Below are 20809 nucleotides of genomic sequence, written 5' to 3' on the forward strand. Positions count from 1 at the left end.
TTAGCGCCAACTCAGGCCCCCGGGCCTACCTGACCGAGCCGCCAGCCAAGGAGCCACGGGTGGAGCCCACCCCCTCATCCACCCGGACCAACCGCGATCCCGCGATGACGGACGTCGCACGTCTGGCGGGGGTGTCCCACCAGACGGTGTCGCGCGTACTCAACGGGCACCCCAACGTGCGCGAGCAGACCAGGTTGCGGGTGCGGGCCGCGATCGCACAGCTCGGCTACCGGCCCAACCGGGCGGCGCGCACGCTGGCGACCGGCAGGTCCCAGCTCATCGGGGTCGTGGCGCAAAACTCCACCCTGTTCGGCCCGTCCTCGCTGCTGGCCGCCTTCGAGCTGGCCGCCGCGGCCCGGGGTTTCGTGGTGAGCGTGCGCCGGGTCCGGGTCCTGGACCGCGTCTCGATCGCCGCCGCCGTGGAGCACCACCGCGAACAGCGGGCCGCCGGGATCGTGGTGATCGCCCCCACCGCCGCCGCCGACGAGGCCCTGACCGAGGTCCCCACCGACGTGCCCCTGGTGGCTGTCGACGGCGACCCCTCGCGCGCCGGGGCCGCACTGGTCACCGTCGACCAGGAGGCCGGGGCCCGGCTGGCCACCCGCCACCTGTTGGACGCCGGGCACGCGACGGTCTGGCACGTGGCGGGCCCGGAGGACTGGTTCGACGCCGCCGGACGCCAACGGGGGTGGCGGCAGACCCTGGAGGAGGCCGGAGCGGAGGTGCCGCCGGTCAGCCCGGCCGACTGGAGCGCCGCCTCCGGGTACCGCGCGGGGCTCATGCTCGCGCGGATGCCCGAGGTCACGGCGGTGTTCGCGGCCAACGACCACCTGGCGCTGGGACTCCTGCGCGCCATGTCCGAGCGCGGCCGGTCGGTCCCCGGGGACGTCAGCGTGGTCGGGTTCGACGACGTACCCGAGGCGGGCTACTTCATCCCGCCGCTGACCACCGTGCGCCCCGACTTCGACACCGTCGCCGCCGAGGCGCTCAGCCTGCTGCTCTCCGGGATCTCCGGGGAACAGCGGGCCGAGCGCCGCGTCGTCACCCCCACGCTCGTGGAGCGGGAGAGCGTCTAGCCGCTGCGCGCCGGACGCGCGGACCCCGAGCGCAGTCCCGGCAGGATCGGTCCCGAACCGCCCGCGCGCCTCTTGTTGTAGATGTCGAAGGCCACCGCGAGCAACAGGACCAGGCCCTTGATGAGCTGTTGCCAGTCCACGCCCAGGCCGATCAGCGACATGCCGTTGTTGAGCACGCCCATGAAGAGGGCGCCGATCACCGCGCCGATCACGCTACCCACACCGCCGGTCGCCGACGCCCCGCCGATGAAGGCCGCCGCGATCGCGTCCAACTCGAACATGGTGCCCGCGCCGGGAGTGGCGGCGTTCAGGCGCCCGGTGAAGACGAGCCCGGCCAGCGCCGAGAGCACCCCCATGTTCACGAACACCCAGAACGTCACCCGGCGGGTGCGGATGCCCGACAGCGCGGCGGCCCTCTCGCTGCCGCCCACGGCGTACACGCGCCGCCCCATGGTCGTGGAGCGCATCACGAACGCGTAGCCGCCGATCAGCGCGATCAGCAGCACTCCCACGAGCGGCAGACCGTTGTGCCCGGCCAGGGCGTAGGTGAACGCGACGATCGCGGCGGAGACCGCCACCGAACCCGCGACGGTGACCGCGGCGGGGGGAACCGGGAGGTCACGGGCCAGGGACCGGGCCCGCGAACGCCACTGGACCCACACGAGGGCCGCCGCCCCGACCACCCCGAGGGCCAGGGTGGGCAGGTGGAGGCCGTCGGTCTGCCCGGGGAGGAAACCGCTGGCGATCACCCGCAGCGACTGCGGGAGCGGGGCGATGGACTCCCCGCCCAGGGCCGCCAGCGTGGCGCCCCGGAAGATCAGCATCCCGGCGAGGGTGACGATGAACGCGGGGACTCCCACGTAGGCGACCCAGAAGCCCTGCCACGCGCCGATGGCCGCGCCCAGCAGCAGCGCGAGCGGGACCACGACGGGTGTCGGCAGCCCCCACGAGGTGAGCATGATCGCCGACACCGCGCCGGTGAAGGCCACCACCGAACCGACCGACAGGTCGATGTGCCCGGTGATGATCACCATCATCATCCCGATCGCCAGGATCAGGACGTAGGAGTTCTGCATGATCAGGTTGGTGAGGTTGAGCGGGGTGAGCAGCAGCCCTCCGGTGAGGACCTGGAACAGGATGATCACGGCGACCAGGGCGATGGCCATGCCGTACTGGCGGGTGTTGCCCCGCAGCAGCCCCCTCAGGGGGATTCGGGTCGGGTGGTTCACGTCGGGTCCCCGGTTCGGGTCATGAGTCTCATCAGGTTCTCCTGGTCGGCGTCGGCGGCCGCGACCTGGCCGGTGACGCGTCCCTCGCACATGGCGTACACGCGGTCGCTCATGCCGAGGACCTCCGGCAGTTCGGAGGAGATGAGGAGCACGCAGGCGCCCTCGGCCGCCAGGCGGCGCACGATCAGGTAGATCTCGTACTTGGCGCCCACGTCGATGCCTCGGGTGGGCTCGTCCAGGATCAGCAGCTCGGGCCGGGTGAACATCCACTTGCCTAACACGACCTTCTGCTGGTTCCCGCCGCTGAGGGTGCGCACGGTCTGGTCGACCCCGTGGCTGCGCACCCGCATGCGTTCGCTCATGCGGCGGGCCTCGACCGTCTCCAGCCCCGGGTCGAGGACCCCGCGGGTGGAGACGCGGTCCAGGGCGGCCAGGGTGGTGTTGTGCCGGATGTCGTCGTCCAGGACCAGCCCGAGCGACTTGCGGTCCTCCGGTACGTAGGCCACCCCGGCGGCGATGGCGTCGGCGACGTCGCCCACCCGCAGCTCGACGCCCTCGCGCAGCAGGGAGCCCCGGACGTAGCGGCCGTAGGAACGCCCGAACAGGCTCATCGCGAACTCGGTGCGTCCGGCCCCCATGAGCCCGGCCAGCCCCACGACCTCGCCGCTCCGCAGGGTCAGGTCCACGCCGTCGACCATGCGCCGACCGGCCTGGGTGGGGTGGTCCACGGTCCAGTCGCGCACCTCGAAACGGACCGGACCGACCTCGCCGACGGGGTCGGGGTAGCGCTGGTCCAGGTCCCGGCCGACCATCCCCCGGATGACGCGGTCCTCGTCGATCGAGGCCGCGCCCCCGGGACCGCGTTCCACCTTCAGGGTCTCGACGGTGCGCCCGTCGCGCAGGACGGTGACCTCGTCGCTCACCCGCATCACCTCACCGAGCTTGTGCGAGATGAGGACGCACGCCACCCCCTGCTCACGCAGGTCCAGGAGCAGGTCGAGCAGCCGGTCGCTCTCGGCCTCGTTGAGCGCCGAGGTCGGCTCGTCGAGGATCAGCAGCCGGACGTCCTTGGCCAGCGCCTTGGCGATCTCCACCATCTGCTGGGCGCCGATGCTCAGCGCGGAGACGGCGGTGGCGGGGTTCTCGTCCAGCCCCACCCGCAGCAGCAGTTCACGCGCCCGGGCGTGGGTGGCGCCCCAGTCGATGACGCCGTAGCGGGTCTCCTCGTGGCCCAAGAGCACGTTCTCGCTGATGGACAGCTGGGGGACGAGGGCGAGTTCCTGGTGGATGATGGCGATCCCGGCCCGCTCGCTCGCCGCGACGTCGGAGAAGGCGCGGGGTACGCCGTCCACCTCCACCAGTCCGGTGAAGGAACCGGCCGGGTGCACCCCGCTGAGCACCTTCATCAGGGTGGACTTGCCCGCCCCGTTCTCACCCATGAGGGCGTGGACGCTTCCGTGGGCCACGTCCAGGGAGACCCCGTCCAGGGCCCGGACCCCGGGGAACTCCTTGCGGATGTCCCGCATGCGCAGAAGCGGTGACTCGGGGTTCGGGGCACTCATTCGAGGTCGGTCTCCTCGTAGTAGCCGCTCTCGACCAGCACCTCGTGGTAGTTGTCGAGGTCCACCGAGACCGGCTCCAGCAGGAACGAGGGCACGACCCTGACGCCGTTGTCGTAGGTGTCGGTGTCGTTGACCGGTACCTCGTCGCCCGCCAGGATCGCCTCGGACATGTCGACGGTCTGGGTGGCCAGCGCGCGCGTGTCCTTGAAGACGGTCTGGGTCTGCTCCCCGGCGATGATGGACCGCACCGAGGACAGGTCGGCGTCCTGACCGGTGACGATCGGCAGGGGGCGGGACTCGGTGCCGTAGCCCACCGCTCGCAGGGACTCGATCACCCCGAGGCTGATGCCGTCGAAGGGGGACAGGACCGCGTCCACCTCCTCCTCGGAGTAGTTGGCGCTGAGCAGGTTGTCCATCCGCGACTGGGCCACGGCGCCGTCCCAGCGCGGCGTGGCGATCTGCTCCATGGAGGTCTGCCCGCTGCGTACCTCCAGGGTGCCGTCGTCGATGTGCGGCTGGAGCACCGACATGGCGCCGTCGTTGAAGAAGTAGGCGTTGTTGTCGTCGGGGGAGCCGCCGAACAGTTCGATGTCGAACGGACCGTCCTCGTTCTCCAGGTCCAGCGAGTCGACGATGTACTGGCCCTGGAGCACGCCGACCTCGAAGTTGTCGAACGTGGCGTAGTAGTCCACGTTCTCGCTGCCCATGATGAGCCGGTCGTAGGCGATCACCGGGATGTCGTTGTCGGCGGCCGTGTCGATCACGTCGCCCAGGGCCTCACCGTCGATGGACGCGATGACCAGGAGGTCCACTCCGCGCGTGATCATGTTCTCGATCTGGGAGATCTGGTCCTGGACGACGTCCTCGGCGTACTGGAGGTCGGTGCCGTAGCCGCGCTCCTCGAACTCGGCGACCATGTTGGCGCCGTCGTTGACCCAGCGTTCGGACGACTGGGTGGGCATGGCGATGCCGATGACCCCGTTCTCACCCTGGGGGCGGGCGGCGTCACCGACCCCGTTGCAGGCGGTCAGGGCCAGGGTCGCGCTGACGAGGGTCGCGGTGAGGGGGAGGAGGGGTGGTCGTGACATCGGTCCTGCTTTCCTGGGGAGTCTCGTGAGGGGGAGGACCGGCGCCGGGGCGCCGGTCCGCTGCGGTGCCCGGGCCGTCTCAGACCTGGACGTACTCGATCCCGGCCAGCTCGCACAGGACCTTCCAGTCCTGGGCGATCCGACCGGCGTTCATGACCATGTGGTGGGTGCCGCCGGCCCGCAGCCAGGCGTCCATGCAGCCCCGGACGCCCGACGCGGGGCGGAACTGTCCGTAGGGCATCTCCAGCGCGGGCAGCGCGGGGGAGTCCAGTACCTCGCCCTCGGCCACCACCAGGCGGAAGCGCTCGCCGCCCAACGAGACCAGGGAGGCCAGGGTGGCGGGCCCCGGCCGGTACCGGAACAGGATGGTCGGCGGGTCGGCCAGGCCCCCGATGCCCAGGGGGCGCTTGATCATCCGGGTCGGCTCGTCCTCGCGGGCCAGCCGCCAGTTCCCCTCGCCCATGTGGCTCATCAGGACGGAGTCGCTGGGGAAGTCCATCGCGTACATCTCGGTGAAGTGGCCGTCCCCCGCCAGCCGGTGCCCGGCGTGGACGATGGTGGCCGCCAGGACGTCGCCCTCCCCGGCGAACCCGTAGCCCTGGGCCATGAGGGTCGAGGCGGCCGCCATGGGGAGGCGGGCGAAGCGGCCGTCCTCCCCGATGGCGTCGAAGTGGGTGGAGTAGGCACCGCACCCCGACTCCTCCAGGAGGCGTTCGATGCCCAGCTGCATACGGGCGTGGTCCTCGCGTTCCTCCCGGGACAGACGGTCGTCGACGTCGAACACCTCGTCCTCCCACGAGAGGAGGTCGTCGACGGCCTGTTCGGGCAGGTCGGCCATGGTGCGGTGCAGGGCGCCGGGGGCGATCACGTGCACCTCGGGACCGAGCTTGCGCAGGAGCGCGGTCTCGTCCACCCGGGCGTCGCCCATGCCGTTCATCGGGTAGCCGAACACGCCCACGCGCAGCCGCCGCAGCGCGCTGACGGTGTGCGCGGCCCGGGCCCAGCGGCCCACCCGCTCCGCGAAGTCGGGACTGCGCCAGTCCCCGGTGACGACCTCGAAGTCGACTCCGGCCCGGACCAGCGCGTTGGCGGTGTCCTGGGCCCCGTGGATTCCCTGGTTGTAGGTCATGTCGGCCATGTCCCAGGAGGCGCTGACCGCCGGGTCGGGCTGGGTGTTGGCGAGAGCGAGGGGGAGCCGGGTCCCGGTCAGGGCCCGCGTCACGCGCAGGGAGGGGCCGTAGGTGAGCATGACGACGAGGACCCCGTCCAGGTCCCGGCCCTCGAAGTCCCGGATCGCCGCCTCGGCGTCCTCCCGGCCGCGGACCGGTGGTGCGAGGGTCCACTCGGCCGCGTCGGACAGGCCGTCGGCGAGCCGACGGGCGTAGGCGGCCTGGTGCTCCGTGATACCGGGGATCATGGCGTCGTAGAGCGGCTGCATGACGCCGAGGAGCCCGATCCGGGGACGGCGGTCGCCTACGGCCGGGTTGCGGCTCGCGGGGGGCGTGGGTGGGGGCACGGGGCTTCCTTACTGTCCGTAGGCGTTCTGGTAGCGGTGGTGGAGGGCGTCGATGTCGGCCTGGGGCAGGCGTTCGACGGGGCCGCCCTGGCGGGCGATGTGGACGGTGCGGGCCACGTCCTCGCACATGACCGCGGCCTTCACGGCCGCCTTCGCGGAGGCGCCGACGGTGAACACGCCGTGGCCGCGCATGAGGACGGCGGGGGAGCGGTGGCCCTCCAGGGTCGTGACGATGCCCCGGCCGATGGAGTCGTCCCCGATGAGCGCGAACGGGCCCACCGGGATGTCGCCGCCGAACTCGTCCGCCATGGCGGTGACCGCGCAGGGGATGGCCTCCCCCCGCGCCGCCCAGGCGGTGGCGTAGGGGCTGTGCGTGTGCACCACCCCGCCGACGTCGGGGCGGGCGCGGTAGACGTGGGCGTGGGCGTCGGTGTCGCTGGAGGGGTGGTGGTCACCCTCGACGAGGCGCCCGCGCAGGTCGCACACGACGACGTCCCGTGGGCGCAGGGCGTCGTAGGAGACGCCGCTGGGCTTGATCACCATCAGGTCCGTGCCGGGGACGCGGGCCGAGACGTTGCCGCTGGTCCAGGTGACCAGGTTCCACCGGGGGAGTTCCGCGTGGAGTTCGCAGACCCGCAGGCGCTGGCGCTCCACCTCCTCGCGGTGCCGGGCGAGCTGCTGGCGGGGGTCGGTCGGGGGCGGTTCGGTGGTGGTCATCGCTCCTCCTTCACTGGCGCGGTGGTGTCGGTGGGGCGGTCGGCGGCACCGGGGGCCCCACCCGGGGAGGCGCCGGTGAACGCGGCGCGGCGCAGGGCGCGCAGCTGCCGGAGGCTGTCGCTGCCGCCCCGGCCGAAGTGGTCGTGGAGTTCGGTGTAGATCGCGAACAGCGGCTCGTAGGCGGCGGCGCGCTCCGGGTCGGGGTCGACGGTGTCCGCGCGCACCCGTCCCATCGCCGCGGACGCCGTGTGGACGTCCGGGTGGGCCCCCGCCGCCACCGAGGCGTGGATCGCGGCCCCCACGGCGCAGCTGTGCTCGGAGGCCACCACCCGAAGCGGCCGGTTCAGCACGTCGGCGTAGACCTGGAGGACGAAGGGGTTGCGCACCATCCCCCCGCCCACGGTGAGGTCGAGCACCGGTATCCCGGCTCCGGTGAAGGCCTCCACGATGGTGCGGGTACCGAAGGCGGTGGCCTCCACCAGGGCCCGGTAGACGTCTTCGGGACGGGTGGCCAGGGTCATGCCGACCAGCACGCCGGACAGGGAGTGGTCGACCAGGACCGAACGGTTGCCGCTGTGCCAGTCCAGGGCCACCAGACCGTGCTCTCCCACGGCCGCGCGGGCGGCCCTGTCGGAGAGCAGCTCGTGGACGGACACCCCCAGCGAGGCGGCCTCCTCGTGGTAGGCGGGGGGCACGTGGGTGTCGACGAACCATCCGAAGACGTCGCCCACGCCGCTCTGCCCGGCCTCGTAGCCCCACATGCCCGGGGTGATCCCGCCCAGGGCCATGCCGCACATGCCCGGCACCTCGGCCAGGACCTCGGAGTTCATCACGTGGCACGTGCTGGTCCCCATGATGGCGAGCATTCGGCCGGGACCGGTGGTCTGGGCGGTGGCCGCCGTGACGTGCGCGTCGATGGTGCCGACGGCGACGGGGGTGCCCTCCGGCAGACCGGTCCAGGCGGCGGCGCGCGCCGTGAGGCCGCCCGCGCGGTCGCCCACCTGGGAGAGCGGGTGGTCGAGCCGTGCACCGACGAAGTCGGCGAAACCCGGGTCCAGAGCGGCCAGGAAGTCCCGTGAGGGCCAGGCGCCGTCCTGGTGGAGGCCCTTGTACCCGGCGCAGGCCGCGTTGCGGGTCTCGTGCCCGCACAGCTCCCAGACGATCCAGTCGGCGCCCTCGATCCAGCGCTCCGTGCGTTCGTACACCCCGGGGTCGTCGCGCAGGACCTGGAGGGCCTTGGCGAACTGCCACTCCGAGGAGATCCTGCCGCCGTACCGGGGCAGCCAGGCCTCGCCGCGTTCGGCCGCCAGGGCGGTGATCTCGTCGGCCTCGGGCTGGGCCGCGTGGTGGCGCCACAGCTTCGGCCAGGCGTGCGGTCGGTCGGCCAGGTCGGTGAGTTCGCACAGCGGGGTGCCGTCGGCGGTCACGGGCAGGACCGTGCAGGAGGTGAAGTCGGTGCCGACGCCGATGACCCGGTCGGGTGTGACCCCGGCCTTGCGCAGCGCCTCGGGGACGGCACGTCTGAGGACCTCGCGGTAGTCGTCGGGGTCCTGGAGAGCGCTGTCCGGTTCGAGGGCGACCGTGCGGCCGGGCAGGCGGTCGGTGATGACGCCGTGCCGGTAGGCGTGTTCGGCCGTGCCCAGCTCGGCGCCGTCGCTGACCCGCACCACCACGGCGCGGCCGGAGAGGGTGCCGAAGTCGATCCCGACTACGACCGGTTCGTGGGCCGTGCGGGCTCCCTCCTCAGCCTCCGCAACAGGATTGTGGGCGTTAACATTCGCGGCCAAGGAGTGATCCCTTCACGGGTGCGCAGGCTGAGCGGGCCCTTCTGACTCCGGATTCCGAAGCTCTGGGGGGTTCAGTGTGAGCTGGCCAACATTGTTGGCGTTAACAATCCATGAAGTCAACCCCCCACCGCCCACGGGTAGGCGCCCGCACCCCTCGGGGTACGGGCGCCTACCCGCGCCGGGTCAGCCGCGGGCCGCGGGTGCGGGGCGCGCCCCCTCCGCCGCGTCGGGGACCTCGGAGGAGGCCTCGGCGCCGGAGCGCTCCCGGTCGGTCATCCCCGCCGTGACGGCGATGCCGAGCCCGACCAGGGCGAGGACCACGCCGATCACGGCGGGGGAGACGTAGCCGAGTCCCATCCCGATGCCGAGTCCGCCCAGCCAGGCGCCGCCGGCGTTGGCGAGGTTGAACGCCGAGTGGTTGGTGGCGGAGGCGATGGTGGGGGCCGCCTCGGCCTTGCTCATCACCAGTACCTGGAGCGGCGCCGTCACACCGAAGCCGACCGCGCCGAGCACCACCACGGTGGCGGCGGCGGTCCAGGGGTGGTGCACGGTCAGGGTGAACAGCGCCAGGACACCGGCCAGCGAGGCGAGGGAGACGTAGATGGTCGGACGCAGCCAGCGGTCGGCGACGGGCCCCACCACCAGCGACCCCAGGGTCATCCCCACGCCGAACAGCGCCAGGACGATCGGGACCCCCGTGCTGGGCATCCCCGCCAGTTCGGTCATCATCGGCGAGATGTAGCTGTAGACCGCGAACACCCCGGCGAAGCCGAACACCGCGGTGGCCAGCCCGAGGACCACCTGCGGGTGACGCAGCGCGGCCATCTCTCCGCGCAGGCCGCCCACGCGGGAGGCCGGTGTGTGCGGCACGAAGCGCGCCACCCCGAGGATGGTCAGGGCCGACAGGGCCACCACGACGAGGAAGGCGGTGCGCCACCCGAGCAGCTGGCCCAGCAGGGTCCCGGCGGGCACCCCCACGATGTTGGCCACGGTCAGCCCGAGCATCACGCGCGCCACGGCCGTCGCCCGGCGCGCCGGTCCGGCCAGGTGCGCGGCCACCAGCGCGGCGAGGCCGAGGTAGGCGCCGTGCGGGAGCCCCGCCAGTACCCGGGAGGCGAACACCGCCCCGTAGGAGCTCGTCATGACGGTGGCCAGGTTCCCGACCAGGAAGATCCCCATGAACACCAGCAGCATGGTCTTGCGCGGCAGGCGGGTTCCCAGGGCGGTGAGCAGGGGCGCTCCGACCACCACCCCGAGCGCGTACGCGGAGATCAGGTACCCGGCGGTGGAGATGGGCACGTCGAGGTCGGCGGCGACCTCGGGAAGCAGCCCCATGATGACGAACTCGGTGGTGCCGATGGCGAAGGCCCCGAGGGCCAGGGCGAACAGGGCCAGAGGCATGGCGGTGCCCCCTTCGGAGGGTGGACGGCGGGACGCGCGGGTCGGTGACCCCGCGGTGCGTGCGGGCGTGGGGCGCGACGCGCAGACGGGTCGCTCGGAGGGGTGGAGCACAGGGATTTAGCACGTGCTAAATCAACAATGGCACCGGCTTCGGAGAAATTCCAACGGGCGGCACGTGATCTGGATCGCGCCCCGGGACCGCCGGAGATCGCCGGGCCGCCGCACCGACCGCGGCACCCGGCGACCGGCGGTCCGCGAGGGTCTCAGCGGCGTGGGGGAGCGGTGCTCTCCCGCACGGTGAGCGTGGTCGGCAGCAGCACGTGCCTGCCCTCGGCGCGGCCCTCCTCCAGACGCTCCGCCACCGCCTCCAGGGTCAGCTCGGCGATGCGCGTCACGTCCTGGCGCACCGAGGTCAGGCTGAGGAAGGACAACCGCGCCGCCCGGCTGTCGTCGTACCCCACCACCGACACCTGCCCGGGCACGGACCACCCCGCGCGGACCAGCGTCTCCATGAGTCCGCGCGCGGACTGGTCGTTGCAGCACACCACGGCGGTGGGCACCGCCTCCCGGCCGAGGAGCTCGGACGCGGCCCGGGCCCCGTCCTCCTCGGTGTAGCCGCCCCGCACCAGGTCCGCCTCCGCCGCCAGGCCGTGGCCGCGCATGCCCTCCAGGTACCCGGCCGTGCGTTCGGGAGCGCCGGGAAGCCCGCCCCCGTGCACGTGGACGATCCGCCGGTGGCCGAGGGCGACCAGGTGGTCGACCGCCTGCCGCACCCCGGAGACGGCGTCGGTGCGCACGCTGTCGGTACCGGCGGCGTTGGTGCGCTGGCCGATCTCCACCACCGGTACCCGCTCGGCCACGCGGGCCAGGTCCTCCGGGGCCTGCGCGGACATGCCGATCAGGACCAGGGCCTCACAGCGCAGCCCGACGAGCTCGTCGATCGCCTGCCGTTCGGTGCGGTTGGCGAGCATCGCGCTGAGCGCCAGACCGTAGCCGAGTCGGGCCGCCTGCGGGTACAGGGCCTCGACCAGGTCGGCGTCCATCGGGTGCTCCATGGTGAACAGCACGCCCACCTGTCGACTGCGCGCCCGGCGCAGCAGCTGGGCCGCGGTGTCGGCGCGGTAGCCGAGCTCCTCGGCGGCGCGCAGCACCCGTTCACGGGTGGCCGCGCTGGGGCCGGGCCGGTCGCCCAGGACGAGCGACACCAGCTGCCGGGAGACACCCAGGTGCGCCGCGACGTCGGCCATCGTCGGCCGTCCGCCCGCGGTTCCACCAGCCGCCATCGAGACCCCCTCCCACGCAGGCGCATCGTATCCGTTCCCCACGCTGATCGACCCGTGAACCTCACGCCGCGCGTGCGCATCAGAGTGGCCGATCGATGTTCCCCCCACTTCTGCCTGAAGGGCCGCCATGTCCCCGATTCCGGACCCCGTCCCCCCGCCGCGCGGGCTCTCCCCTCTGCACGAGGGCGACCCGGTGGCCATCGGCCCCCACCGCCTGGTGGGAAGGATCGGGACCGACAGCGCCGGCACCGTCTACGGCGCCCTGGACGACCGGGGTGCGTGCGTGGCGGTCAGGACCGTGCGCGCCGACCTCGCCCGCCGCCCCGGGTTCCGGGAGGCGCTCACGCGGGAGGTCGCCGCGCTGGCCCGCGCCGACGGCGTCGGTTTCGCGCGCCCGCGCGTCTCGGCCCCGGGGGCCGAGGCCCCCTGGGTGGCGTTCGACCACATTCCCGGACGGAACCTGCGTGACCACGTGCGCGTGTTCGGCCCCTTGGCGGGCCCTGTGCTGCGCACGTTCGCCCTGGGCGTGGCGGAGGGGCTGGCGGCTCTGCACGCGGTGGGAATCGCCGATCGCGACCTCGAACCCGGCAACGTCGTCCTCTCACCGGACGGGCCGAGGATCGTGGACCTCGGTATCGCGGGCGGCACCGGAGCGGAGCGGACCGGGGGCGCCCCGTCCTCCTCCGGCTCGCTCGGGGGGAGCGCGCCCCACGACGGAGCCGGGGTCGGCCCCGCCGCCGACGTCTTCGCCTGGGGCGCGCTGGTCACGCTGGCCGCCACGCGGCGGGGGCCGTTCGCTACCGCGGAGGCGGCGGAGCTGGAGTACGGGCCCCGTGCGGGGGAGTACGACCTCACCGGGCTCCCCGAGGAGTTGCGCGGCCTGGTCGGCGCCGCCCTGGCGGTCGACCCGGCGCGGAGGCCGAGCTCGGAGCAGCTGGTCAGGGCCCTGCTACCCGGGTCCGACGTGGATCGAGCGACCGTCGCCGACGGCCTGAGACGCATGATCGGTGACCACTGGCGGGGCGTGGACGCGGCCGGGCACGATCCGGCGGGTTGGGCCGCCGCGCTGGAGGCGCGGGGTGGTCCCGCCGGGGTCGGCGCGCCGACGGACACGGTGCCGGGGGCGGCCGCTCCCGGCCGCGGGGTGGTGGCCGCGATCGCGTCGTCGAGGACCGGTAGGGCGATCGCGGGTGTGCTGGCCGTCGCCGGAATCGCCGCAGGAGGGTACGTCGTCTACGACCAGGTGATCGGTCGGCCCGCGGACCGGATCAACGCGGCCGCGAACGCGCTGGAGGAGGGGTCGGGATTCACCGCCCGGGTGACCCGGAGCCCCACCCGGGCGTACGCGGAACAGGTCTCGGAGGAGACGGGGCAGCCGGTGGAGGCCGTGGTGGAGGAGGGCCGGGTTGAGGAGGAGTACCTGTACTCGGCCCAGGAGGGGAGCCTCCTCATCCGGGGCGCGGTGATGGGCCCGGGGTCGGTGGCGGTCGCCAGTCACCGGGATGACCTGTACGTGTACGCGTCGCGGACGCAGGACCGGGGGTTGGAGCAGGAGTCCCAGAGGAACCTGTCCGTCGACGTGTCGGGGGTGAGCCTCTCCTTCGGTGAAGAGGGCCAGCACGGGCTGTGGCGACCCTCGGCCGAGCCGCTGGAACTCGACCCCGACACGAACGCCGACTCCGTCTCCGTCTCGTTGCTCGTCGGCCCGCTGAGGACCCTGGCCGACGCACAGGACACGGAGGCGCTCCGGGGGGAGAAGGGCGTCTACGCGGGGTCCACGGTCCTCGCACTCCTGGAAGAGGGCTTGCTGGTCACGGAAGAGGTGACCGGTCGGGTCGGACTCGACGCGGAGGGCCACCCGGACTGGGCCGAGTACGGCACGGACCGCTGGGACGTGCGGGTGGACTTCGACCAGGTGGGCGAGGCCGCGGAGCTGGAGGACCCCCAGGTGTGGGCGGCGGGCAACGACGGGTTCGGTTGGGACGTGGTGCACGCCCCGGTGTGCGGCTCGGTGCGCCTGCCGGACTGGGTGGACGAGTGGGACGCGGAGCGGGAGTGGGAGGTCCGGGCCAGCGGCTGGGGCGTGGACTGTGACTACGCGATGGAGCTGGCGGAGCTGAACCGCGACGTGAACGCGCAGAGCGACCGGTCCGAGCTGTTGCACGGCGCGAGGGGGCCCCGGAGCGGCGTGTGGCTGTACGACGACGCCGTGGCGTGCGGCCTCTACTGGAACGAGTTCGTCATGGAGGGGGGCCATCCCGCGCCCTCCTACGGGTACGGCCCGTGCCAGGAGGCCTCCGTAGTGTCCCGGGACGACTCCGACCCGCTCCGCGTGGTGTCGGAGGTCGATTTCGGCGCGGTCACCCTGATCGACTTCCATGAGCGGGGCTGACGCCGCCGCCCTCGGGGAAAGGCGAAGGGGGCGCGCCCGTGGGCGCGCCCCCCGAAGCCTGGCCGGGTCCCACGTCCCCCAACGTGGGACCCGACCGCGCGGCCTACGCACTAGGTGCGGTCTGGCCGCTGGGAAGGCGGTTGTAGCGATGGTTTCGTGTCAGAAACCCCCATTGCCGACACGAACGCGTACAACCGCGCATGGTCTTGAGGTGTTCTCGGAAGCTTCGCACAGATCCGGTGGGTGTGTTGGGGTCGGGGTCGGGGTCGGTCTGGGGTGCTTCACCTGTGAGAACGCTTCTCTGAGCATAGGTGTTCCCGGTGAGTGCTCCGATTTTCGTTTGGCCCGGTAAAAAGCGGGTGCGGACTCCGGCACGGGGGGTCCAAGTCCTTCGCGGCCCCGGTCGGCGAGGGGCGACCGGGCCGGAGGGGTCGGCCCCGCCACGCCCCGCCCGACCCGGGGAGCTCGCGCTGGTCGGGGATCGCGGATGGGCGGTCCCGGCCGCCGGACCCGTCGGCGGTGGGCGGTCCTCTCCGCGGTTCCGGACGGGGACGCCGCGGTGGGGAGCACCGGGGAGTGGAACCCGCCACGCGACGGAGAGGGAGACGTCACTCGACGCGGGTCGGAGTGCCGGTTGCCGTGGTGCCCGCCCGGGTGTGCGCTCCGGGGGCCGCGTCGGTTCGGTCGAAGGGGCCCGCTTCGGGGCACAGTGACCGGTGGCGGACATCGGTCGGCGACGTGGTGTGCCGCTCCGGCCACCCCGGGTCCCCGGGGTCCGCGCGCGGGAATACCTGGCTCCGGGGCGGGGTTCCGCATGATAGTTTCATCGAAAGTATTTTCCTGAGAAGCTATTTGGATCGGGGAACGGCCATGCAGTTCGGAATCTTCTCGGTCAGCGACGTGACGACCGACCCCACGACGGGACGTACGCCGACCGAGGGCGAGCGGATCAAGGCGATGGTGCGGATCGCCCTGAAGGCCGAGGAGGTGGGCCTGGACGTCTTCGCCACCGGCGAGCACCACAACCCGCCCTTCGTGGCCTCCTCGCCCACGACCATGCTCGGTTACGTCGCGGCGCGGACCGAGAAGATCATCCTGTCCACCTCCACCACCCTCATCACCACCAACGACCCGGTCAAGATCGCGGAGGACTTCGCGATGCTCCAGCACCTGGCCGACGGGCGCGTGGACCTGATGATGGGCCGGGGCAACACCGGGCCGGTCTACCCCTGGTTCGGCCAGGACATCCGCCAGGGCATCCCGCTGGCGCTGGAGAACTACAACCTCCTGCACCGCCTGTGGAGGGAGGACGTCGTCGACTGGGAGGGCAAGTTCCGCACGCCGCTCCAGGGCTTCACCTCCACCCCGCGCCCGCTCGACGACGTGCCGCCGTTCGTCTGGCACGGCTCCATCCGCAGCCCGGAGATCGCCGAGCAGGCCGCCTTCTACGGTGACGGCTTCTTCCACAACAACATCTTCTGGCCCGCCACCCACACGAAGAAGCTCATCTCCCTGTACCGCCGCCGCTACGAGCACTACGGCCACGGCAGGGCCGAGCAGGCCGTCGTGGGGCTCGGCGGCCAGGTGTTCATGCGCAGGAACTCCCAGGACGCGGTCAAGGAGTTCCGGCCCTACTTCGACAACGCCCCGGTCTACGGCGGCGGCCCCTCCCTGGAGGAGTTCACCCGCGAGACCCCGCTCACCGTCGGCAGCCCGCAGGAGGTCATCGACCGTACCCTGGGGTTCAGGGAGTCCTTCGGCGACTACCAGCGCCAGCTCTTCCTGATGGACCACGCGGGGCTCCCGCTCAAGACCGTGCTGGAACAGCTCGACATCCTCGGTGAGGAGGTCGTCCCGGTGCTGCGCAGGGAGTTCGCGGCGAAGAAGCCCGCCCACGTGCCCGACGCGCCCACCCACGCCTCGCTCCTGGCCGCGAAGGAGCGCGCCACCACGAACACGGAGGTCCAGGAATGACCCGCAGGCTCGTCACCGTCACCGCCGGGCTCAGCAACCCCTCCTCGACCCGTCTGCTCGCCGACCGGCTCACCGCCGCCGCCGAGGAGGCCCTCGCCGACCGAGGCGAGAAGGTCGAGGTCAGGGTGGTCGAGCTCCGCGACCTGGCCCACGACATCATGAACGCCATGACCACCCGCGTCCCCACCGGTGACCTGTCCGGGGTGCTGGCGGACCTGGCCGAGGCGGACGGGATCATCGCGGTGACCCCGGTCTTCAACGCCTCCTACAGCGGCCTGTTCAAGGCGTTCTTCGACGTCGTCGACACCGAGGCGCTGGACGGCAAGCCGGTGGTGGTGGCCGCCACCGGCGGCAGCCCCCGCCATTCGCTGGTGCTGGAGCACGCCCTGCGCCCCATGTTCACCTACACCCGCTCGATCGTGGTGCCCACGGGCGTCTACGCCGCCTCCGAGGACTGGGGCGCCGGCGAGAGCGGCGGCCGCGAGCTGTCCGAGCGCGTCGCGCGGGCCGCCCGGCAGCTGGCCCTACTGGTCACCGACAGCGCCCCCACGGCCGCCGACCCCTACGAGGAGCCCACGCCCTTCGCCGACCTGATGTCCGGCCTGGGCAGGTGAACCCCGCCCCCGCAAAGCCGGGGGCCCACCGCCGACCGCCCTGCACTGCGCACCCCGCGTTGTGCAGGGCACAACTTTGTCCGCACTCCCTTCTGCCTGGTCCGAGGGCGTCCCTAGAGTCATCCCACCGATGGGTCGGTACCCGCTTTCCCTACCTCCGACCTGGGGAGTTTCGATGCGACTCACTACCCCCGCGCGCCTGTGCGCACTCCTCGGACTCGCGGTCCTGACCACCGCCTGCGCCCCCCTCCAGACCACCGGAGCCGCCTCCGGTGTCGACGAACCGGACGGCACCCTGCGCGTCTGGCTGTTCTCCGAGGTCGATCAAGGGCCCAAGGAACGGGTCGTCGACGAGGCCGTCACCGAGTTCGAGGCCGCCCACGACGGGGTCGACGTCCAGGTCCAGTACATCCCCGTCGAGACCAGGGCCGAGCGCTTCCAGGGCGCCTTCCTCGACCCCGCCTCCGCCCCCGACGTCGCCGAGTACGGCAACACGGACCTGGCCGGGTACGTGGAGTCGGCGGGCTTCGTGGACATCACCGACGACCTCGCCGACTGGGCGCCGCACCGGGACATCGCCGACGACGTCGCGGCCACCGCACGGGTGGACGGCGCCTCCTACGGCGTGCCCTGGTTCCTGGGCGCCCGCGCCCTCTTCTACCGCACCGACGTGCTGGAGGAGCTCGACCTGGAGGTCCCCGCGACCCTGGAGGAGCTCGTGGAGACCGGCCGCGCGGTGCGCGAACACGACCCCGGCATGCTGGGAGTCTCCACCGGAGGGGCCTACACCTACGCCATGATGCCGTTCGTGTGGGCGCACGGCGGCGACATCGCCGAGGCGCGCGGCGCCACCCACACCGCCGCCATCGACTCGGAGGCCTCGCGACGGGGCCTGGAGCTGTACACGCGCATCCTGTCCGACGACGTCTGCCCGCCGCAGACCTGCTCGCAGATGACCGGGGACGCCTCCGTGCAGAACTTCCTCGCGGGCAACGCCGCCATGACCATCGGCGGCAACTTCAACCTGAACGCGCTGCGCGACAGCGACGTCGCCGACGTCGCCGCCGTCGTCCCGCTCCCGGGCGTCGAACCCGGCACGGTGGCCCCCGCCTTCGCCGGGGGCAACAACCTCGGAGTCCTGGCCGGTACGGAGCGCCGCACCCTCGCCGTGGAGTTCGTGAAGCTCCTGGCGGGCAAGGAGTACCAGCTGAGGATGTACGAGGCCATGGGCAACCTGCCCGCCTACACCGACGTGCGCGAGGAACTGGCCGCCTCGGACGAGGAGATCACCCCGTTCGTGGAGACCATCGACGCCGGGACCCGGTTCGTCCCGGTCACCGGAGCCTGGGCGACCGTCGACGCCGAGGGCGTCCTGCCCACCATGGTGCAGCGGGTGGCGGCCGGGAACGCCACCGTGGAAGAGGCCGCCGACGAGGCCGCCCGGGCCCTCGACACCGCGTTCGGGGAGGGATGACGCCCATGGACGCCAGACCCCCCGTCCCCGTCGCCGTACGGCGCCCCACCGGGAGGCCCCCGGGCTCCCGCGGTCGCCGGATCGAACCCTGGATGTACCTGGTACCCGCCGCGCTGGTGCTGGGTGTCATGCTGGTCTACCCGCTCTACCAGCTGGTGCTGGTGTCGTTCTTCGACTACCGCCAACCGCAGGTCACCGGTGCCGAGCCGCTGGAGTTCGTCGGCTGGGCCAACTACCGCGCGCTCCTGTCCGACCCCCAGTTCTGGGAGGTGCTGCGCAACACGGTGGGCTTCGCCGCCGCCTGCGTGGCCGGCACCCTCGCCGTGGGCGGTGCGCTCGCGGTCCTGGCCACCCGCCTGACCCCCTGGGTGCGCACACTGTTGTTCCTGGCCGCGCTGGGCGCCTGGGCGACCCCCGCCGTCACCGGCAGCGCGGTGTGGCTGCACCTGTTCGACCCCACTCTGGGGCCGGTGAACCAGGCCCTGACCTGGTTGGGCGTCGGAGACTTCACCGGGCACTCCTGGACCTACGACAAGTGGTCCGCCTTCGCACTGGTCGGCGCGCAGGTGGTGTGGTGCTCGTTCCCGTTCGTCATGGTCACCCTCTACGCCGGGATCAGGGCCATCCCCGAGGAGGTCGTGGAGGCCGCCCGGCTGGACGGCGCCTCCACGTCCCGGATCGCGTGGTCGGTGATGCTGCCGATGCTGCGCCCGGCGGTGACCATCGTGACCATCCAGTCGATCATCTGGGACTTCAAGATCTTCACCCAGATCTACGTCATGACCGGGGGCGGCGGGATCGCCGGCCAGAACCTGGTCCTCAACGTGTACGCATACCAGAAGGCGTTCGCCTCCGGGCAGTACGGCCTGGGGTCGGCGATCGGCGTGATCACCACCCTGCTCCTGCTGCTGATCACCCTCGTGTACCTGCGCGCGCTGCGCCGCCAAGGGGAGGTACTGTGACGCTCCGCAGACTCAGGAACGACGCCGCCGGACTGCTCGTGGCCCTCGTCGTGGCACTGCCCCTGTACTGGATGCTGCTGTCGGCGCTCAAGCCCCGCGCCGCCCTGGAGGCGGGCGACCCCGCCCCCTACACGCTCGAACCGACCCTGGAGTCGTTCCGTCGGGTCCTGCTCATCGACGGGTTCGGGCAGTACCTGCTCAACAGCGTGCTGGTGGCGGTCGTGGTCGTCACCGTCTCCACCCTGTGCGCGTTCCTGGCGGCCGTGGCGCTCACCCGTTACCGCTTCCGGCTGCGCACGACCCTGCTGGTGATGGTGCTGACCGCCCAGATGGTGCCGGTGGAGGCCCTGACCATCCCGCTGTTCTTCCTCATGCGCGCCCTGGGGTACGGCATCCCCGGGATCGGACTGAACCAGCTGGGTTCGCTCATGCTCGTGCACACGGCGTTCGCGATCCCCCTGGCCGTGTGGATGCTGCGCAGCTTCGTCGCGGCGGTCCCCAAGGAACTGGAGGAGGCGGCCTGGCTGGACGGCGCGGGGAGCCTGACGTTCGTCACCCGTGTGCTGTTCCCCCTGGTCGCCCCCGGTGTGGTGGCGTGCAGTATCTTCTCGTTCATCATGACGTGGAACGACTTCCTGTTCGCCCGCACCTTCATCATCTCCGCGCAGGAGAACCAGACGCTGCCCATCGCCCTGCTGTCCCTGTTCAAGCCGGACGAGAACGACTGGGGCGGGATCATGGCGGGCTCGGTCCTGATGACGCTGCCGGTGCTGGTGTTCTTCCTGTTCGTGCAGCACCGGCTGGCCAACGGTCTGGGAGGGGCGGTCAAGGGGTGAGTTCGCCGTCCGGCCCCCGGCGCAACTCCTCGGCGTCGCTGCGCCGCGCCCTGGCGGTGGTGGAGCGGGTGCGCTCCACCCCGCCCGAGCACGGCGGTGCCACCCTCACCGAGCTCGCGGAGGGGCTCGGAGTGAACAAGAGCACGGTCCTGCGCCTGTCCGCGCCGCTGGTGGAGTACGGCCTGCTCACGCGCGACCCCCGTTCGGGGCGGTTCCGGGTGGGCGGTGCCGCACTGCTGTTGTGGCAGTCCTACCTGGACCACATGGACCTGCGGTCGGTCGCCTCCGAGCACCTGCGCGGCCTGATGCGCCGGACCGGGCACACCTGCCACCTGGTGCTGTTGGACGGGCACGACGTCGTGTACGTGGACAAGGTCGAGAACACGGCGACGGTGCGGATGTCCTCGCGGATCGGTGCGCGGATGCCGGCCTACCGGACGGCCGTGGGCCGGGCGATCCTGGCGTTCGGTCCGGACGACCTCGTGGCGGACGTGGTGGCGGCGGGACTTCCCGCCGTCACGGCCCGGACGGTGACCGACCCCGGGGTGTTGGCCGAGGAGCTGCGGCGGGTACGCGAGCGCGGGTACGCGATCGACGACCGCGAGAACGAGCCCGAGGTGCGCTGCGTGGCCGCGCCGATCTTCGACCACAACCGGGACCCGGTGGCGGCGATCAGTGTGTCGTCACTGGTCAGCCAGATGCCGGTGGCGCGGGTGCGCGGACTGGGGCCGGAGGTCGCCGCGGTGGCCGCGCGGGTGTCGGCCCAGCTGGGCGGGCGTGTCGTGGACACCGCCGCCGGAGGACGCGGGGTTCCGTAGGCCCCCGGGCCCCCGGTGCGGGGGGGGGGGGGGGGGGCGCGCCGCGGCCCCCGCCCACCCCCCCGACCCCGGAACAACCC

Annotated in this window: 16 protein-coding genes; 8 read left to right on the top strand and 8 right to left on the bottom strand. The window is 72.3% G+C overall.

Translation table 11 applies throughout. The features are described 5' to 3' along the window. Nucleotides 1-104 precede the first annotated feature (104 nt). The gene (locus ACFYL4_RS10700; protein WP_387518141.1) at nucleotides 105-1076 is read left to right on the top strand and encodes a LacI family DNA-binding transcriptional regulator; all 972 of its coding nucleotides are present in this window, start codon (nucleotides 105-107) and stop codon (nucleotides 1074-1076) included. Here ACFYL4_RS10700 and mmsB read toward each other — a convergent pair. From mmsB to ACFYL4_RS10740, 8 genes are all read right to left on the bottom strand, one after another. Beyond that, nucleotides 1073-2305, bottom strand: a complete 1233-nt coding sequence (gene mmsB / locus ACFYL4_RS10705) for a multiple monosaccharide ABC transporter permease (protein ID WP_357762977.1) — start codon at nucleotides 2303-2305, stop codon at nucleotides 1073-1075. The two genes, ACFYL4_RS10700 and mmsB, sit on opposite strands and share 4 nt — an antisense overlap. After that, nucleotides 2302-3867, bottom strand: coding sequence for a sugar ABC transporter ATP-binding protein (locus tag ACFYL4_RS10710; protein ID WP_357762974.1), 1566 nt, complete (start codon nucleotides 3865-3867; stop codon nucleotides 2302-2304). The genes mmsB and ACFYL4_RS10710 overlap by 4 nt, the downstream gene beginning before the upstream one ends. Continuing rightward, the gene (gene chvE / locus ACFYL4_RS10715) at nucleotides 3864-4955 is read right to left on the bottom strand and encodes a multiple monosaccharide ABC transporter substrate-binding protein (RefSeq protein ID WP_357762971.1); all 1092 of its coding nucleotides are present in this window, start codon (nucleotides 4953-4955) and stop codon (nucleotides 3864-3866) included. The genes ACFYL4_RS10710 and chvE overlap by 4 nt, the downstream gene beginning before the upstream one ends. Nucleotides 4956-5034: 79 nt before the next feature. Next, nucleotides 5035-6471, bottom strand: a complete 1437-nt coding sequence (locus tag ACFYL4_RS10720) for an L-fucose/L-arabinose isomerase family protein (protein ID WP_357762968.1) — start codon at nucleotides 6469-6471, stop codon at nucleotides 5035-5037. Between the two features lie 9 nt (nucleotides 6472-6480). Then, a complete protein-coding gene (locus tag ACFYL4_RS10725) occupies nucleotides 6481-7188 on the bottom strand; it encodes an L-ribulose-5-phosphate 4-epimerase (protein ID WP_357762965.1) in 708 nt (235 codons plus the stop codon). After that, nucleotides 7185-8975: a ribulokinase gene (gene araB, locus ACFYL4_RS10730; protein WP_387518142.1), complete on the bottom strand. Its 1791-nt coding sequence runs from the start codon at nucleotides 8973-8975 to the stop codon at nucleotides 7185-7187. Before araB ends, ACFYL4_RS10725 begins: the two co-directional genes overlap by 4 nt. Nucleotides 8976-9158: 183 nt before the next feature. Further along, nucleotides 9159-10376, bottom strand: coding sequence for an MFS transporter (locus tag ACFYL4_RS10735; RefSeq protein WP_357762962.1), 1218 nt, complete (start codon nucleotides 10374-10376; stop codon nucleotides 9159-9161). A 263-nt stretch (nucleotides 10377-10639) separates the two neighbouring features. Beyond that, entirely contained in the window at nucleotides 10640-11623 is a 984-nt protein-coding gene (locus tag ACFYL4_RS10740) for a LacI family DNA-binding transcriptional regulator (RefSeq protein WP_357763145.1), read from the bottom strand. A 163-nt stretch (nucleotides 11624-11786) separates the two neighbouring features. On the opposite strand from ACFYL4_RS10740, the gene ACFYL4_RS10745 reads away from it, so the two are divergent. The 7 genes from ACFYL4_RS10745 (at nucleotide 11787) to ACFYL4_RS10775 (ending at nucleotide 20729) form a co-directional block, all read left to right on the top strand. Continuing rightward, complete coding sequence (locus tag ACFYL4_RS10745; RefSeq protein WP_387518143.1) at nucleotides 11787-14051, top strand: serine/threonine protein kinase; 2265 nt, start codon at nucleotides 11787-11789, stop codon at nucleotides 14049-14051. Nucleotides 14052-14921: 870 nt separating this feature from the next. Beyond that, the gene (locus ACFYL4_RS10750; RefSeq protein ID WP_357762956.1) at nucleotides 14922-16025 is read left to right on the top strand and encodes an LLM class flavin-dependent oxidoreductase; all 1104 of its coding nucleotides are present in this window, start codon (nucleotides 14922-14924) and stop codon (nucleotides 16023-16025) included. Continuing rightward, nucleotides 16022-16639 (top strand): FMN reductase, encoded by a 618-nt coding sequence (locus ACFYL4_RS10755; protein ID WP_357762953.1) that lies wholly within the window; start codon nucleotides 16022-16024, stop codon nucleotides 16637-16639. The genes ACFYL4_RS10750 and ACFYL4_RS10755 overlap by 4 nt, the downstream gene beginning before the upstream one ends. Nucleotides 16640-16814: 175 nt before the next feature. Continuing rightward, entirely contained in the window at nucleotides 16815-18113 is a 1299-nt protein-coding gene (locus ACFYL4_RS10760) for an extracellular solute-binding protein (protein WP_357762950.1), read from the top strand. 5 nt (nucleotides 18114-18118) lie between these two features. Continuing rightward, nucleotides 18119-19075: a carbohydrate ABC transporter permease gene (locus ACFYL4_RS10765; protein ID WP_387518145.1), complete on the top strand. Its 957-nt coding sequence runs from the start codon at nucleotides 18119-18121 to the stop codon at nucleotides 19073-19075. Next, nucleotides 19072-19911, top strand: coding sequence for a carbohydrate ABC transporter permease (locus ACFYL4_RS10770; protein WP_357762944.1), 840 nt, complete (start codon nucleotides 19072-19074; stop codon nucleotides 19909-19911). Before ACFYL4_RS10765 ends, ACFYL4_RS10770 begins: the two co-directional genes overlap by 4 nt. Then, nucleotides 19908-20729, top strand: a complete 822-nt coding sequence (locus tag ACFYL4_RS10775; protein WP_387518146.1) for an IclR family transcriptional regulator — start codon at nucleotides 19908-19910, stop codon at nucleotides 20727-20729. The genes ACFYL4_RS10770 and ACFYL4_RS10775 overlap by 4 nt, the downstream gene beginning before the upstream one ends. Nucleotides 20730-20809 lie beyond the last annotated feature (80 nt).

Source organism: Nocardiopsis sp. NPDC006938 (assembly GCF_042869555.1).
Classification (GTDB): Bacteria; Actinomycetota; Actinomycetes; order Streptosporangiales; family Streptosporangiaceae; genus Nocardiopsis.

What these genes read in the sequence shown, in the direction of transcription:
- ACFYL4_RS10700 (WP_387518141.1), top strand. Translation starts at nt 105, where the DNA reads ATGACGGACGTCGCACGTCTGGCGGGGGTGTCCCACCAGACGGTGTCG.
- ACFYL4_RS10710 (WP_357762974.1), bottom strand. Translation starts at nt 3,867, where the DNA reads ATGAGTGCCCCGAACCCCGAGTCACCGCTTCTGCGCATGCGGGACATC.
- chvE (WP_357762971.1), bottom strand. Translation starts at nt 4,955, where the DNA reads ATGTCACGACCACCCCTCCTCCCCCTCACCGCGACCCTCGTCAGCGCG.
- ACFYL4_RS10725 (WP_357762965.1), bottom strand. Translation starts at nt 7,188, where the DNA reads ATGACCACCACCGAACCGCCCCCGACCGACCCCCGCCAGCAGCTCGCC.
- ACFYL4_RS10735 (WP_357762962.1), bottom strand. Translation starts at nt 10,376, where the DNA reads ATGCCTCTGGCCCTGTTCGCCCTGGCCCTCGGGGCCTTCGCCATCGGC.
- ACFYL4_RS10740 (WP_357763145.1), bottom strand. Translation starts at nt 11,623, where the DNA reads ATGGCCGACGTCGCGGCGCACCTGGGTGTCTCCCGGCAGCTGGTGTCG.
- ACFYL4_RS10745 (WP_387518143.1), top strand. Translation starts at nt 11,787, where the DNA reads ATGTCCCCGATTCCGGACCCCGTCCCCCCGCCGCGCGGGCTCTCCCCT.
- ACFYL4_RS10750 (WP_357762956.1), top strand. Translation starts at nt 14,922, where the DNA reads ATGCAGTTCGGAATCTTCTCGGTCAGCGACGTGACGACCGACCCCACG.
- ACFYL4_RS10755 (WP_357762953.1), top strand. Translation starts at nt 16,022, where the DNA reads ATGACCCGCAGGCTCGTCACCGTCACCGCCGGGCTCAGCAACCCCTCC.
- ACFYL4_RS10760 (WP_357762950.1), top strand. Translation starts at nt 16,815, where the DNA reads ATGCGACTCACTACCCCCGCGCGCCTGTGCGCACTCCTCGGACTCGCG.
- ACFYL4_RS10765 (WP_387518145.1), top strand. Translation starts at nt 18,119, where the DNA reads ATGGACGCCAGACCCCCCGTCCCCGTCGCCGTACGGCGCCCCACCGGG.